The 13,424-nt window shown below is 74.7% G+C and carries 16 protein-coding genes; 9 read left to right on the top strand and 7 right to left on the bottom strand.

The genetic code is table 11. From position 1 onward, the window contains the following. Window positions 1-103: 103 nt before the first annotated feature. Window positions 104-439: a DUF3039 domain-containing protein gene (locus FB00_RS12475; protein ID WP_047233238.1), complete on the top strand. Its 336-nt coding sequence runs from the start codon at window positions 104-106 to the stop codon at window positions 437-439. Then, window positions 436-2,289 carry a DEAD/DEAH box helicase gene (locus FB00_RS12470; RefSeq protein ID WP_047233237.1) on the top strand — a complete coding sequence of 618 codons (1,854 nt, stop codon included), beginning with the start codon at window positions 436-438 and terminating at the stop codon, window positions 2,287-2,289. The genes FB00_RS12475 and FB00_RS12470 overlap by 4 nt, the downstream gene beginning before the upstream one ends. Before the next feature lie 61 nt (window positions 2,290-2,350). Here the strand turns inward: FB00_RS12470 and FB00_RS12465 are convergent, their stop codons facing one another. From FB00_RS12465 to FB00_RS12455, 3 genes are all read right to left on the bottom strand, one after another. Then, window positions 2,351-2,968 carry a hypothetical protein gene (locus tag FB00_RS12465; RefSeq protein WP_047233236.1) on the bottom strand — a complete coding sequence of 206 codons (618 nt, stop codon included), beginning with the start codon at window positions 2,966-2,968 and terminating at the stop codon, window positions 2,351-2,353. Next, window positions 2,968-3,300 carry a hypothetical protein gene (locus tag FB00_RS22055; protein ID WP_064317286.1) on the bottom strand — a complete coding sequence of 111 codons (333 nt, stop codon included), beginning with the start codon at window positions 3,298-3,300 and terminating at the stop codon, window positions 2,968-2,970. The genes FB00_RS12465 and FB00_RS22055 overlap by 1 nt, the downstream gene beginning before the upstream one ends. A gap of 195 nt (window positions 3,301-3,495) precedes the next feature. Beyond that, the gene (locus FB00_RS12455) at window positions 3,496-4,779 is read right to left on the bottom strand and encodes a nicotinate phosphoribosyltransferase (RefSeq protein WP_047233256.1); all 1,284 of its coding nucleotides are present in this window, start codon (window positions 4,777-4,779) and stop codon (window positions 3,496-3,498) included. Window positions 4,780-5,027: 248 nt separating this feature from the next. Between FB00_RS12455 and clpS the strand changes: the two genes are divergently transcribed. From clpS to rdgB, 6 genes are all read left to right on the top strand, one after another. Beyond that, complete coding sequence (gene clpS, locus FB00_RS12450; protein ID WP_047233255.1) at window positions 5,028-5,315, top strand: ATP-dependent Clp protease adapter ClpS; 288 nt, start codon at window positions 5,028-5,030, stop codon at window positions 5,313-5,315. Further along, window positions 5,312-5,980: a DUF2017 family protein gene (locus FB00_RS12445; protein ID WP_047233234.1), complete on the top strand. Its 669-nt coding sequence runs from the start codon at window positions 5,312-5,314 to the stop codon at window positions 5,978-5,980. The genes clpS and FB00_RS12445 overlap by 4 nt, the downstream gene beginning before the upstream one ends. A gap of 111 nt (window positions 5,981-6,091) precedes the next feature. Further along, a complete protein-coding gene (gene murI / locus FB00_RS12440; protein ID WP_047233233.1) occupies window positions 6,092-6,895 on the top strand; it encodes a glutamate racemase in 804 nt (267 codons plus the stop codon). Beyond that, a complete protein-coding gene (locus tag FB00_RS12435) occupies window positions 6,895-7,725 on the top strand; it encodes an MBL fold metallo-hydrolase (RefSeq protein WP_047233232.1) in 831 nt (276 codons plus the stop codon). The genes murI and FB00_RS12435 overlap by 1 nt, the downstream gene beginning before the upstream one ends. A gap of 90 nt (window positions 7,726-7,815) precedes the next feature. Beyond that, window positions 7,816-8,574, top strand: coding sequence for a ribonuclease PH (rph, locus tag FB00_RS12430; RefSeq protein ID WP_047233231.1), 759 nt, complete (start codon window positions 7,816-7,818; stop codon window positions 8,572-8,574). Continuing rightward, on the top strand, window positions 8,571-9,263 hold the full coding sequence (gene rdgB, locus FB00_RS12425; RefSeq protein ID WP_047233230.1) for an RdgB/HAM1 family non-canonical purine NTP pyrophosphatase: 693 nt from the start codon (window positions 8,571-8,573) through the stop codon (window positions 9,261-9,263). The genes rph and rdgB overlap by 4 nt, the downstream gene beginning before the upstream one ends. Here rdgB and FB00_RS12420 read toward each other — a convergent pair. Further along, window positions 9,252-9,701, bottom strand: a complete 450-nt coding sequence (locus FB00_RS12420; protein ID WP_047233254.1) for a DUF3054 domain-containing protein — start codon at window positions 9,699-9,701, stop codon at window positions 9,252-9,254. The two genes, rdgB and FB00_RS12420, sit on opposite strands and share 12 nt — an antisense overlap. Before the next feature lie 111 nt (window positions 9,702-9,812). On the opposite strand from FB00_RS12420, the gene FB00_RS12415 reads away from it, so the two are divergent. Then, complete coding sequence (locus FB00_RS12415) at window positions 9,813-11,447, top strand: ABC-F family ATP-binding cassette domain-containing protein (protein ID WP_047233253.1); 1,635 nt, start codon at window positions 9,813-9,815, stop codon at window positions 11,445-11,447. 40 nt (window positions 11,448-11,487) lie between these two features. On the opposite strand, the gene FB00_RS12410 is transcribed toward FB00_RS12415, so the two are convergent. From FB00_RS12410 to FB00_RS12400, 3 genes are all read right to left on the bottom strand, one after another. Continuing rightward, window positions 11,488-12,030, bottom strand: a complete 543-nt coding sequence (locus FB00_RS12410) for a flavodoxin domain-containing protein (RefSeq protein ID WP_047233229.1) — start codon at window positions 12,028-12,030, stop codon at window positions 11,488-11,490. A 145-nt stretch (window positions 12,031-12,175) separates the two neighbouring features. Next, window positions 12,176-12,838 (bottom strand): Pr6Pr family membrane protein, encoded by a 663-nt coding sequence (locus tag FB00_RS12405; RefSeq protein WP_047233228.1) that lies wholly within the window; start codon window positions 12,836-12,838, stop codon window positions 12,176-12,178. Continuing rightward, window positions 12,835-13,404, bottom strand: a complete 570-nt coding sequence (locus FB00_RS12400; protein WP_047233227.1) for an NUDIX hydrolase family protein — start codon at window positions 13,402-13,404, stop codon at window positions 12,835-12,837. The genes FB00_RS12405 and FB00_RS12400 overlap by 4 nt, the downstream gene beginning before the upstream one ends. Window positions 13,405-13,424 lie beyond the last annotated feature (20 nt).

Below are 13,424 nucleotides of genomic sequence, written 5' to 3'. Positions count from 1 at the left end.
GCGCCGGCGGGCTCTTCTCGTCGCCCGGGCGGGGCGGTTCGCGGCACTCGCGGAACGACGCCGCGCCGCACGGGTGTCGGCGCACCGACGTAGACTTCCCTCCATGATCGAACTCCGTGCGAGCACGCCCCCCGGGGGTCCCCAGGACCCGTTCCGGAACCCCGCGACCGAGCCGACGACCGGCACGTCGACCGGGGTGCTCGAGCGCGAGGAGACGCGCGAGCAGACCGAGCCGGGCGACCACGAGCGCTTCGCGCACTACGTGCGCAAGGAGAAGATCATGGAGTCCGCGCTCTCCGGCAAGCCGGTGATCGCGCTCTGCGGCAAGGTGTGGGTGCCCGGACGTGACCCGAACAAGTTCCCCGTGTGCCCCACGTGCAAGGAGATCTACGAGGGTCTGCGGGACCCGCAGGACGGCGAGGGTGACTCCGGCAAGTGAGCGGGGAGCACCACACGACGTCCACCGGTCACTCCGTCCCCGACACCCGTAGCAGGACCACCCCGCCCGCGCCGCAGAGCCCGTCGTCGGCGGCGGCCTCCCACCTCTCGCCCGCGTTCCCGCGACGTGCCCCGTGGGGCTCGGCGTCGAAGCTGCGCGCGTGGCAGGCGGAGGCTCTCGAGCTCTACCGCACGCGCGCGCCGCGCGACTTCCTCGCCGTCGCGACCCCCGGCGCGGGCAAGACGACGTTCGCGCTGCGCGTCGCGACCGAGCTCCTGGAGCAGGGCGTGGTGCGGCGGGTGACGGTCGTCGCGCCGACCGAGCACCTCAAGCACCAGTGGGCCGACGCCGCCGCGCGCGTCGGCATCCGCATCGACCCCAACTTCCGCAACAGCCAGGGTCGGCACGGCGCCCACTACGACGGTGTCGCGCTGACCTACGCGCAGATCGCCGCGAAGCCTGCTCTGCACGCGGCACGGACGACCGCCGACCGCACGCTCGTCATCCTCGACGAGGTGCACCACGGCGGCGACGCGCTGTCGTGGGGCGACGCCGTGCGCGAGGCGTTCGAGGACGCGACGCGCCGCCTCGCGCTCACCGGCACGCCGTTCCGCTCCGACACCGCCGCGATCCCGTTCGTCGAGTACGAGCGCGGGCCTGACGGCATCCGCCGCTCGCGCGCGGACTACACGTACGGCTACGGCGACGCGCTGCGCGACCACGTCGTCCGGCCGGTGCTGTTCCTGTCGTACTCGGGGAACATGCGCTGGCGCACCAAGGCCGGCGACGAGGTGAGCGCGCGTCTCGGCGAGGCGCTCACCAAGGACATGACGGGCCAGGCGTGGCGCACCGCCCTCGACCCGAACGGGGAGTGGATCCCGTCGGTCCTCGCGGCCGCCGACAAGCGGCTCACCGAGGTACGACGGGCGATCCCCGACGCCGGGGGACTGGTCATCGCGACCGACCAGACCGACGCCCGCGCCTACGCGGGCCACCTCGCCCGCATCACGGGGAAGTCCCCGACGGTGGTCCTCTCCGACGACGACGGGGCGAGCAGCCGCATCGAGGAGTTCTCCGACGGCGACGGCCGCTGGATGGTCGCCGTGCGCATGGTGTCGGAGGGCGTGGACGTCCCGCGCCTCGCCGTCGGCGTGTACGCGACCTCGACGGCGACCCCGCTGTTCTTCGCACAGGCGGTCGGACGGTTCGTGCGGGCGCGCAAGCGCGGCGAGACCGCGTCGGTGTTCCTGCCGAGCGTCCCGCACCTTCTGGAGCTCGCGAACGGGCTCGAGATCGAGCGCGACCACGCGCTCGACCGCCCGCTCACGGCAGAGGAGCAGGGCGAGGGCTTCAACCCCGAGGACGCGCTGCTGGCGGAGGCGAACCGGGAGGACAAGGCGTCGGGCGAGCTCGTCCAGGGCTCGTTCGAGGCGCTCGAGGCGCAGGCCTCGTTCGACCGGGTGCTGTTCGACGGCGGCGAGTTCGGCACGGGCGCGGACGTCGGGTCGGACGAGGAGCTCGACTTCCTCGGTCTCCCCGGCCTCCTCGACGCGGACCAGGTCACCACGCTGCTGCGCCAGCGTCAGGCCGACCAGCTCAGCGCCCGCTCGAAGACCACGCAGTCGGCGGAGCGCGAGCGCTCCGAGATGGACCACCGTCGGGCGGCAGAGCTCCGCAAGGAGCTCCAGCAGCTCGTGTCCGCGTGGTCGCGCCGCAGCGGGCAGCCGCACGGCTCGGTGCACACCGAGCTGCGCCGCCGCTGCGGCGGACCCGAGGTGCCGCTCGCGACCGTCGAGCAGCTCGACGCCCGCGTCGCGACCGTCCGCGGCTGGTTCGTCGGCAAGCGATGAGGCCTCTCGTGGACGCGGCACCCTGTTGGGGAGTCGCGGCCGGCAGCGGTCGGCGCCGCGATCACAGCCCGACGAGTCCGGGTTGCGGGCACGCGGCGTTGATCCGCACCTGCTCGGCCTCGGCGCGTTCGACGGGCAGCGTGCCGAGTGCTTCGACGAACGCCTCGTAGGCGCTCCACGCCATTCCTTGCGACTCGACGAAGTCGGACTCGCTGACGGGTTCGGGGATCGAGTAGCCCTGGGCGAGCAGGCACTCCCTCGTGTCGAGCTGGCGCTCGTAGAGGCCGTGGAGCTGGCTCGTGGTCAACGGGGCGCGGTAGGCGGCTCCGAGGATGGATCGGGTGCACTCGTCGAGCGCGTCGTCGAGCACCGTGGCGAGGGCCGGGTCGACCGCGTAGAAGCCGCCGAGCTCGTCCGTCTGGAACTCGACGCCCCGTTCCGTGAGGCAGCGGGACTGTCGAGCGACCAGTCGGGCGTCCTCGGCGAGCTGTTCGTCCATCCATGCCGGGCGCTCGTACGCCGTCGTGCGCGTCGGCTCGACGGGGCCCGGGCCGGCAGCGCACGCCGCGACCGAGAGGAGCAGAGCGCACGCCCCGATCGTCGCGGGCAGGCGGTTCCCGAACCGCCGGGCTGCCCGGGATCCGAGGATCCCGGGCAGCCGTCGTGGCGGACGGTGCATCAGTAGATGCAGCCCTTGGCGATCGACAGGGTCGATCCGCCACCCCACACGAGCCACTCGCCCGAGCGGATGCCGTAGGCGTTGTAGCGGTAGGTCTTCGTGGTGGAGGTCCCCCAGTTGTAGCTGCCCGACGGGGAACCGATCCGGCTCCGCCCCGGGGCCCAGATGCTCACGCTGTACTTCGAGGTCCCGGCGACCCATGAACCGCCCGACGCTGCCGAGCAGCTCGTGTCGGGGTACGCGTTCACGTTGGCGGACGCGGTGCTCGCGCCGGAAAGGAGCGACGCCGCCACCACGAGGGCGACGACGGCTGCCTTGAGGGACGTCTTCATGCTCAACCCCTACCTCCGACTCGTCCGGCACCTCCATTAGTGCGCGTCCTTAACGAATCGGCCAGCGACGATGCTAGCGAAGCCTGAGGGCGACCGGAAGGGGTTGAGCCGAGCCCACCTCACGGGGCCTCGCCGTCAGCCGCCGCGTCGCGGTACGTCGTCGCGTCACCCCGTCGGCCGGCCGAGCACCGCAGGTCAGGGGAGCGTGTGCACGACCGTCGGGATGGCGGGGTCGCCGGCGGAGAGTCGGCGGGCGCCGCGGGGCAGCTCCGCGCGGGCCTCGCGGTGGCGGTGCGCGGCGTTCTGGACGCCGTAGGACCCGACCCAGCGCGAGTCGACCGCGCCGTCGACGACGAGCGGCACCTGCAGGGGCCGCAGGTCGCCGTCGTCAGGCTCCCACTCCTGGACGGGGAGGTCGGCGCCGGTGACGACGACCTCCTCGACCGCGCGCCCGTCGACGTCGTACCGGCGTGCCGCGACCTTGCGCCCGCCGGTGCTGGTCTTGGCCGTGGACGCCTTGGCGACGGGCTGGAGCACGCCGGTGGAGTCGGCGCGGGCGACGAGCTTGTAGACCATGCCGCACGTCGGCGCGCCGGAGCCGGTCACGAGCGACGTGCCGACGCCGTAGGAGTCGACCGGGGCGGCGGCGAGCGACGCGATGGCGTACTCGTCGAGGTCGGACGTCACGGTGATCTTCGTGTCGTGCGCGCCGAGGGAGTCGAGCTGGCGGCGCACCTCGACGGCGAGGACGCCGAGGTCGCCCGAGTCGAGGCGGACCGCGCCGAGCCGACCGCCGGCGGCGCGCACCGCGTTCTGGACGCCCTTGCGCACGTCGTAGGTGTCGACGAGGAGCGTGGTCCCGGGCCCGAGCGAGGCGACCTGCGACGCGAAGGCCGACTCCTCGTCGTCGTGCAGGAGCGTGAAGGCGTGCGCGGCGGTGCCGATGGTCGCGAGCCCGTACCGGCGTCCCGCCTCGAGGTTCGACGTCCCGGCGAACCCGCCGACCACGGCGGCGCGTGCTGCGGCGACGGCGGCCTGCTCGTGCGCACGCCGCGCACCCATCTCGAGGCACGGGCGCTCGACGGCGGCGCTCGTCATGCGCGAGGCGGCGGACGCGACGGCGGAGTCGTAGTTGAGGATCGACAGCACGAGGGTCTCGAGCAGGACCGCCTCGGCGAAGGTGCCCTCGACGGTCATGACGGGCGACTGCGGGAAGAAGACCTCGCCCTCGGCGTACCCGGAGATCGTGCCCGTGAAGCGGTAGCCGGCGAGGAACTCGAGGGTGCGGTCGTCGACGACGGACTGCGCGTGCAGCCAGTCGAGCTCCTCGGCCCCGAAGCGGAACGACGAGAGCGCCTCGAGGACGCGGCCGGTCCCGGCGAGCACCCCGTACCGGCGCCCGGAGGGCAGACGGCGCGTGAAGACCTCGAACAGGCAGTGCCGGTCGGCGGTGCCGTCCGCGAGCGCGGCCTGGAGCATCGTCAGCTCGTACCGGTCGGTGAGGAGCGCGGTCGAGGCGGTCGGCTGGTAGGGCGGCCGCTGCGTGCCGACCTGCGGCGAGGCAGCGCTGTCGGTGGGGGAGAGGGCGACGCTGCCCGGGTCGGCGAGGCTCATGCGGAATACGGTAGGGCAGCCGTCGGCGACGTGGGCGTCGACAGGCCCACGAATACAGTGGTGGCGTGAGCCCCCAGCCGATCTTCACCCGCGCCGTCGGCGCGCGGGCGTCCGTGACCGTGCCCGAGGAGGCGACCCGGGTCGACGAGACCGTCCTCCCCGACAGCCCGTGGGTGACCCTCGTGTGGAACGACCCGGTCAACCTCATGAGCTACGTCGCGTACGTGTTCGAGTCCTACTTCGGGTACGCCGCGGAGCGCGCCCACGAGCTCATGCTGCAGGTGCACCAGGAAGGTCGCGCCGTCGTGTCGACGGGCGACCGGGAGCGCATGGAGGTGGACGTGCAGGCGATGCACTCGTTCGGGCTGTGGGCGACGCTCCAGAAGGACGGCGAGCAGTGAGGCCGTTCCGCGCCGAGGCGCACGGGTACGTCGCGGAGCTCGAACCGTCGGAGCGGATCGTGCTGGCCCAGCTCGCGGGCGACGTCGCGCAGATGCTCCAGGAGGGCGTGCCGGGGCAGGCACCGGGGGAGCCCGGGCCGTCCCGGCCCGACGACGCGTGGTCACCGCCCGGCTGGACGGGCCCGGTGCCCGGCGGGCACGCGACGGACGCCACGCCGCCGCCGGACCCGGCGGTGCGGCGGCTGCTCCCGGACGCGTCGGACGACGTCGAGGTGGCGGCCGAGTTCCGGCGGTTCACGCAGGACGACCTGGCCGCGCGCAAGGTCGGGCGGCTGGTGCGGCTGGCGCGCCTGCTCGTGGACGCGGAGCCTGCCGAGGCAGCCCCGTTCGCCGTGGCCCGCGACGAGGCCGAGGACGTCGCGGGGGCGCTGACGGACGTGCGCCTCGTGCTCGCCGAGCGCCTCGGGCTGCGGACCGACGAGCAGGTCGAGGGGCTGTACGACGAGCTGGACCGCGAGGGCGACGACGGCCCGGACGACGGCGAGGTGGGCGGCGCGCCACGCCGCTTCCTCGTGAGCGTGTTCCTGCTGACGGGCCTGCTCCAGGAGTCGCTCGTGGACGGCATGCTCGCCGACCTCAGGACGGGGCGCGGCGGAGGGTCCTGAGCCTCGGTCCCGAGGGGCGGGCCGAGGGGCAGCCATCCTGTGGGCGCTGCCACAGGCGGGACCCGCGGTTCGGTACGCCCCGCGCGCGGGCGCGCCAGTAGGCTCGGGCGGGTGAACGACGCTCCCATCGGGATCTTCGACTCGGGCGTGGGCGGCCTGACCGTCGCGCGCTCGATCCTCGACCAGCTTCCGAACGAGTCCCTGCTCTACCTCGGGGACACGGCGAACAGCCCGTACGGCCCCAAGCCGCTCGCCGCCGTGCGCGCGATGGCGCTCGCGGTGATGGACCAGCTCGTCGACGACGGCGTGAAGATGCTCGTCATCGCGTGCAACTCGGCGACGGCGGTCGCGCTCCCCGACGCGCGCGAGCGGTACACGGTGCGCCGCGGCATCCCGGTCGTCGAGGTGATCCTGCCGGCCGCGCGCCGCGCGGTGCTCGCGACGCGCTCCGGGCGCATCGGCGTGATCGGGACCAAGGCGACGGTGGACTCGCGCGCCTACGAGGACGCGTTCGCGGTCGCCCCGGGCATCGAGGTGACGTCGCAGGCGTGCCCGGCGTTCGTGCCCCTCATCGAGCAGGGCATCACCTCCGGCCCCGAGGTCCTGCGCGTGGCGCACGAGTACCTCGACCCGGTCAAGGCGGCGGGCGTCGACACGCTCGTGCTCGGGTGCACGCACTACCCGCTCCTGACGGGCGCGATCTCCTACGTCATGGGCGAGGAGGTCACGCTCGTGTCGAGCGCGGAGGAGACCGCCAAGGACGTCTACCGCACGCTCGTCGCGCACGACCTCGAGCGCTCGCGCGACGCGGGGACGCCGCAGCACCGCTTCCTCGCGACGGGGAGCGCGGAGCCGTTCGAGCACCTGGCGCGCCGCTTCCTCGGCCCCGAGGTGCTCAGCGTGGAGGCCGCCTGATGCGCCTCGTCACGGTCGGGTGCTCGGGGTCGTTCGCCGGGCCGGAGTCGCCCGCGTCGTCGTACCTCGTGCAGGTCTCGGCCGTGGAGGCGGCGGCAGCGGGGTTCGAGGCGCGCGACTGGAACGTCGTGCTCGACCTCGGCAACGGGGCGCTGGGCGCGCTCCAGCGGTTCGTCGACCCGCTCGACCTCGACGCCGTCGCGCTGTCGCACCTGCACCCCGACCACTTCGTCGACGTCTGCGGGCTGTACGTCTACCTGCGCTACCACCCCGAGCGCGGCTCGACCCGGACCGGGGTGCCGAGCCGGCTGACGGTGCTCGGTCCGTCGGGGACTGCCGGGCGCATCGAGGCGGCGTACGGGGCCGAGCCGGGCGACGGGATGAGCGAGGAGCTCGACGTGCGGGTCTGGGACCCGGACGCGCCCGTGCAGGTGGGACCGCTCACGCTGGAGCCGTACCGGGTGTTCCACCCCGTCGAGGCGTACGGCGTGCGCGTGACGGGGCCGTCGTCGCTGCGGCCGGGCGAGCGGGCCGTGCTCGCCTACACGGGCGACACCGACGCGTGCGACGGCGTCGTCGAGCTCGCGCGGGACGCCGACCTGCTGCTCTCCGAGGCTGCGTTCCACGAGGGCCGCGACGACGGCGTCGAGCGCGGCATCCACCTCACCGGACGCCGGGCGGGCGAGGTCGCGACGGCGGCCGGCGTGCGCCGGCTGGTGCTGACGCACCTCCCCGCGTGGAACGACCCCGAGCGCTCGCGCGCGGAGGCCCGCGAGACGTACGCGGGCCCGGTCGACGTGGCCACCACGGGCGCCGTCTTCGACCTCTGACCGTGAGTGCAGGAATGAGTCGCGCCCCAGGCCGATCGGCGCGCGACCTCCTGCACTGAGCGGGTGGCGGCTGGTCGGTAAGGTGGCCGCATGACCACCCCTGCCTCTTCCGCGGTCGTGCGCGCCGACGGCCGCACGCCCGACCAGCTCCGCCCCGTGACCATCACCCGCCACTGGCTCGACCAGGCCGAGGGGAGCGTGCTCGTCGAGTTCGGCCGCACGCGCGTGCTGTGCGCGGCGTCGTTCACGGAAGGCGTGCCGCGCTGGCGCAAGGGGTCGGGCGAGGGCTGGGTCACCGCCGAGTACGCGATGCTGCCGCGTGCGACCAACGAGCGCAGCCAGCGCGAGTCGGTCAAGGGCAAGATCGGCGGTCGCACGCACGAGATCTCGCGCCTCATCGGGCGGTCCCTGCGCGCGATCATCGACGTCTCGGCGCTCGGCGAGAACACGATCGTGCTCGACTGCGACGTCCTCCAGGCCGACGGCGGCACGCGCACCGCCGCCATCACGGGAGCCTACGTGGCGCTCGCCGACGCGGTCGCGTGGGGCCAGCGGCACGGCCACGTCAAGGGTGGCAAGCCCGTGCTGACCGACTCCGTCGCCGCCGTGAGCGTCGGGATCATCGACGGCACGCCCATGCTCGACCTCCCCTACGTCGAGGACGTCCGCGCCGAGACGGACATGAACGTCGTCGTCACGGGCTCTGGCACGTTCGTGGAGGTGCAGGGCACGGCCGAGCACGCCCCGTTCGACCGCGCCGAGCTCGACGCGCTGCTCGACCTCGCGGTCGCGGGCACCGCCGACCTCACCGCGATCCAGCGCGCGGCGCTCGCGGCGGACGCGCGGTGAGCGGCGCGCCCGAGGCGGCGGGCGTCGTCGTGCCCGACGGCGCGCGCCTGGTCCTCGCGACGCACAACCCGGGCAAGATCGCCGAGCTGCGCGCCATCCTGGCCGCAGAGCTCGACGCGCACCCGGGACTCGAGCTCGCGCCCGAGGCGATCGTCGGGGCCGGCGACGTCGGTGCGCCCGAGCCCGTCGAGGACGGCGTGACGTTCGCCGAGAACGCGCTCCTCAAGGCGCGGGCGCTCGTCGCGGCGACGGGCCTGCCGGCGGTCGCGGACGACTCGGGGCTCGCCGTCGACGTGCTCGGCGGCGCCCCCGGGATCTTCTCGGCGCGCTGGGCCGGGCGGCACGGCGACGACGTCGCGAACCTCGAGCTCCTGCTCGCCCAGCTCGGCGACGTGCGCGCCGAGCACCGCGCAGCGGGCTTCGTGTGCGCGGCGGCGCTCGTCACGCCGGACGGCACCGAGGTGGTGCGGACGGGCGAGATGCGCGGGACGCTGCTCACCGCACCGCGTGGGGCCAACGGGTTCGGCTACGACCCGATCCTGCTGCCGGACGAGCAGCCGGGCGGCGCCGAGGACGGCGTCCGGTCCGCGGCCGAGCTGAGCCCGGCGGAGAAGAACGCGATCAGCCACCGCGGCAAGGCGTTCCGCGCGCTCGCCCCGGACGTCGTCGCCGCCCTGTCAGCGCGGTAGCGGGCCGCCGGCGAGGTCGCGCGCGCGGCGGCGCCGGTCGCCCGGCCGGAGCACGCCGACGAGCGCGACCACGCCGCGCCAGCCCAGCATCGTCACCGCCAGGAAACCGAAGGACACGAGCTGGAACGCCGGGGCGACGCCCTGGCCGGTGAGAACGCGCAGGAGGACGCCGAGCGCCCAGGCGCAGCCCCAGACGACCACTCCCGCCGGCCACAGGGCCCACGGGCGGCGCCACGCACGCGTGACGAGCCAGCCCAGCGCGGCGCCCGCCGCGAACGGCCACGCGACGACGAGCAGCCGGGCCATGCCCTCGTCGGCTGAGTGCGTCGCGAGGCCGCCGCTCGCGAGCGCCAGGACGCACGCGACGTCGGCGAGCGCGGCGAGCAGGACGAGCCCGGGGCGACGTGCGGCCGCTCCGGTGGGCGCGAGGTCGGTCATGCTCACGACCGTACCCCGCCCACGGGGACGGCCGGTCCGGCCGAGTCCGCCGCGCGGGAGGCCGGTCTCGCCACGCAGGGGATCGACCACGCGGAACATAGGGTGGTCCGCGTGCATCTCGCCGCCGACGACCTCGCCTTCGCCTACCCCGGACGTCTCGTCCTCGACGGCGTGAGCCTGCGCGTCGCCGGAGGGACGCGGCTGGGCGTCGTGGGGGAGAACGGCACGGGCAAGTCGACGCTGCTGCACGTGCTCTCGGGCGACCTGAACCCCAGCCGCGGCGAGGTCCGCCGCGCGGGCTCGCTCGCGCTCGTCGAGCAGGAGCTCGCGATCGAGCCCGGCCAGACGGTCGGCACGCTCGTCGCCGCGACGCTCAGCGGGCTGCGCGCGGTCGCCGCGGAGCTCGAGGCGGCGGCGCGGGTCTTCGACCACGAGGCCGGGGACCTCGCCGAGCTCACGGAGATCCTCGCGCGGGCCGAGCACCTCGCCGTGTGGGACGCCGACCGCCGCGTCGACGTCGCGCTGTCCCGGCTCGGCGCGTGCCGCGACCGCGACCGCGAGCTCGCGACGCTGTCCGTCGGCGAGCGCTACCGCGTGCGGCTCGCGTGCCGGCTCGCCGAGCGCGCCGACCTGCTCCTCCTCGACGAGCCCACCAACCACCTCGACGCGGGCGGGATCGACTTCCTCACCGGCGAGCTCGTCGCGTGGCGCGGGGGAGTGGTCATGGTCACGCACGACCGCCAGCTCCTCGACGACGTCGCGACCGAGATCCTCGACCTCGACCCCGCCATGGACGGGAAGCCGGTGCTCTACGGGCAGCCGGGCTACCTGTCCTACCGGTTCGCCAAGAACCAGGCGCTGCACCGCTGGCGCCAGCGCTTCCGCGCGGAGCAGAAGCGCGCGGAGAAGCTCGCCGCCGTGCTCGACGCGTCGTACGAGGGCCTGTCCGACGAGTGGCGCCCGCCCAAGGGCAGCCAGAAGCACCGCCGCGCGACGCGTGCCCGCATCCACGTCAAGGCCGCGGACCGGCGCCTCCAGCAGCTCGAGGCCGAGGCCGTCGAGGTCCCCGTGCCGCCGCTCCAGCTCGTCTTCCCCGAGCTCCCCGCGATGTCGCCCGGCTGGGACCCGGGGGACCCCGTGCTCGAGCTGCGCAGCCCGCGCGTCGGGCCCGACGGCGGCGCGCGCCTCGACCTGCCCGGGACCCGGGTCGCGCTCCCGCCCAGCGGGCGGCTCCTCGTCACCGGCCCGAACGGGAGCGGCAAGTCGACGTTCCTCGCGGCGCTCGCGGGCCTCGTCGCCCTGGACCGGGGCACGCGGTCCGTGGTCGACGGCGCGCGGCTCGGCGTCGTCGCGCAGGAGGGCCCGGCGCTGCCCCCCGAGGCGGAGGACCGCACCGGGTTCGACGAGTACGCGCGCGAGGCCCTCGAGCTCCTCGACGCGAACCGGCTGGACCCGGACCACCTCGTGCCGGTCGCCTTCCTCGGCCTGCTCACCGAGGAGGACCTGGAACGTCCGCTGCGCGAGCTGTCCGCGGGGCAGCGGCGCCGGTTCGACCTCGCCCGGGCGCTCCTGGCCGCGCCGCACGTGCTCATCCTCGACGAGCCGACCAACCATCTCTCGATCGACCTCGTCGACGAGCTCACGCAGGCGCTGCGGGTCACGCCCGCGGCCGTCGTCGTGGCGACGCACGACCGGCGCATGCGCGAGGACCTCGAGGACTGGCCGCGGCTCGAGCTCGCGGGCTGACCGGGGCCGGCGGTCCGCTCCGACCCCGCGAGCCGCTCTCTCAGCGGCCCTCGACCGGGCTGCCCGCCGGGACGAGGAGCCTGCCCAGCGCGCGGCCCCACGCCCGCGCGCGGTCGAGCTCGCCGTCGTCGAGCGGTCCCTCGACGTCGCCGACGTAGAACGACGCCGGAGGAGCGACCAGGCGGAAGCCCGCGCGGCGCAGCACCTTGGCCGCCCCGCGGGCGGCGGAGCCGGGCAGCGGCTTGACCTTGGTGACGCGCGTGTCGAACGTCGCGGCGAGGCGTGTCTGCTCCTGGCGCGGGACGGACTCGACCCACTCGCGCAGGCCCGTCGCGCGGTCGGACACGTCGCCGCTCGCGCGCTGCACCGCCTCCGCGCGCGTCGCCGGCCGGGTCATGCCGAACGCGTGGGTGGGGCCGCCGGCGACCACGAGCCCCATGTGCCGGAGCGCGTCGGGGCTCGCCGCCGGGTCGGTCACGTCGACCACCATCACGCGGACCGTCTCGCTCAGCCCCTCGGCGACGGCCTGCGCGACCCGCTCGCTGTTCCCGTACATCGACTCGTAGACCACTGCGGCATCCATGGCGCGCCCCTTCGTCGTCCGCCCGTCCGGACCGGACGGGTCCCCTCCCTCCAGCGTCCGGGTGGGGGCGCGCCCGGCCCAGGGTCGAGCGGACCGGGCGTGGGGGCCGTTGGTCCCCCGTCGTCGGCGCGCGGCGGAGGAGGTGTCAGGGAGCGGGCCGCAGCCGCCCGTCGACGACGCGCACGAGCCACGCCAGCGCGAGGAAGACGGCAGCGACGACCGCCGTGTTGACCAGCGCCCGGCCCAGGCCGAGCTCGCCCACGTCGAGGAACGGGTACGGGTACCAGCCGACGACGGCGCCTCGGACGAACGTGTACGCGATCCACGCGAGGGGGTAGGCGACCGACCACCACACCGTCGCGGCGTCGACCCGGGGGCGCGGCCCGACGAGGAGCCACGCGGCGACCGCGAGCACGGGCGCGAGCAGGTGCAGGAGCAGGTTCGAGACCTGGCCGGCGGCGCTCAGCTCGGCGAGGCCGCGGAGCACGGTGTTGTAGACGATCCCGGTGACGGCGATGCACAGCAGCGCGTCGAGGTGGGCGACGCGGAACACCGGGCCGTCGCGCTCGGGCCGCACCGCGAGGAGGAGCGAGACGACCCCGACGAGCAGGTTCGACTGGATCGTGAAGTAGGAGAAGAGGCGCACGAGGCGCTCGGCCTGGCTCGGTGCGGTGCCGGGTCCGTCGACGAGCGCGATGACGAGCTCCATGACGGCGCCCGTGAGCGCGGCGAGCGCCACGAGCGCGTGGAGCACCCGCGCGACGGCGACCCGGCGTCCGGCCGCCGGGACGCGGGGTGCACCCGTCACGGGAGGCGGCCCACGTATGCCATCGCCTGGCGCAGCAGCACCCCCTGGCCGCCGCGCATCTCGAGCTGCACCTCGTCGCTGCACGCCTGCTCGGGCGTGAGCCACGCGAGCTCGAGCGCGTTCTGCTGCGGGCGGCAGTCGCCCGTCACCGGCACGACGTACGCGAGGGACACCGCGTGCTGGCGGGGGTCGTGGTAGGAGGTGATGCCGGGCGTCGGGAAGTACTCGGCGACCGTGAACGGCTGCGGCGACGCGGGGACCTGGGGGAGCGCGACCGGGCCGAGGTCCTTCTCGATGTGCCGCAGCAGGGCGTCGCGGATGCGCTCGTGGAACATGACGCGGCCCGAGACGAGGGCGCGCGTCATCATGCCCTCGGGCGTCACGCGCAGCAGGAGCCCGACGGCGACGACGTCCCCCGAGTCGTCGACCCGCACCGGGACGGCGTCGACGTAGACGAGCGGGAGCTGCGCGCGTGCCACCGCGATCTCCTCCGGGCTGAGCCAGCCCGCGGGTCGCGGGTTCTCGTGGGAGAAGTCGTCGGGCGTGAAGTCGGCGGTGTCGGTCACGCGACTGTTCTACCCCGTGC

The sequence above is a fragment of the Cellulosimicrobium funkei genome, from assembly GCF_001019615.1.
Lineage (GTDB): Bacteria > Actinomycetota > Actinomycetes > Actinomycetales > Cellulomonadaceae > Cellulosimicrobium > Cellulosimicrobium cellulans_E.
This window is presented reverse-complemented; position numbering and strand designations above follow the sequence as displayed.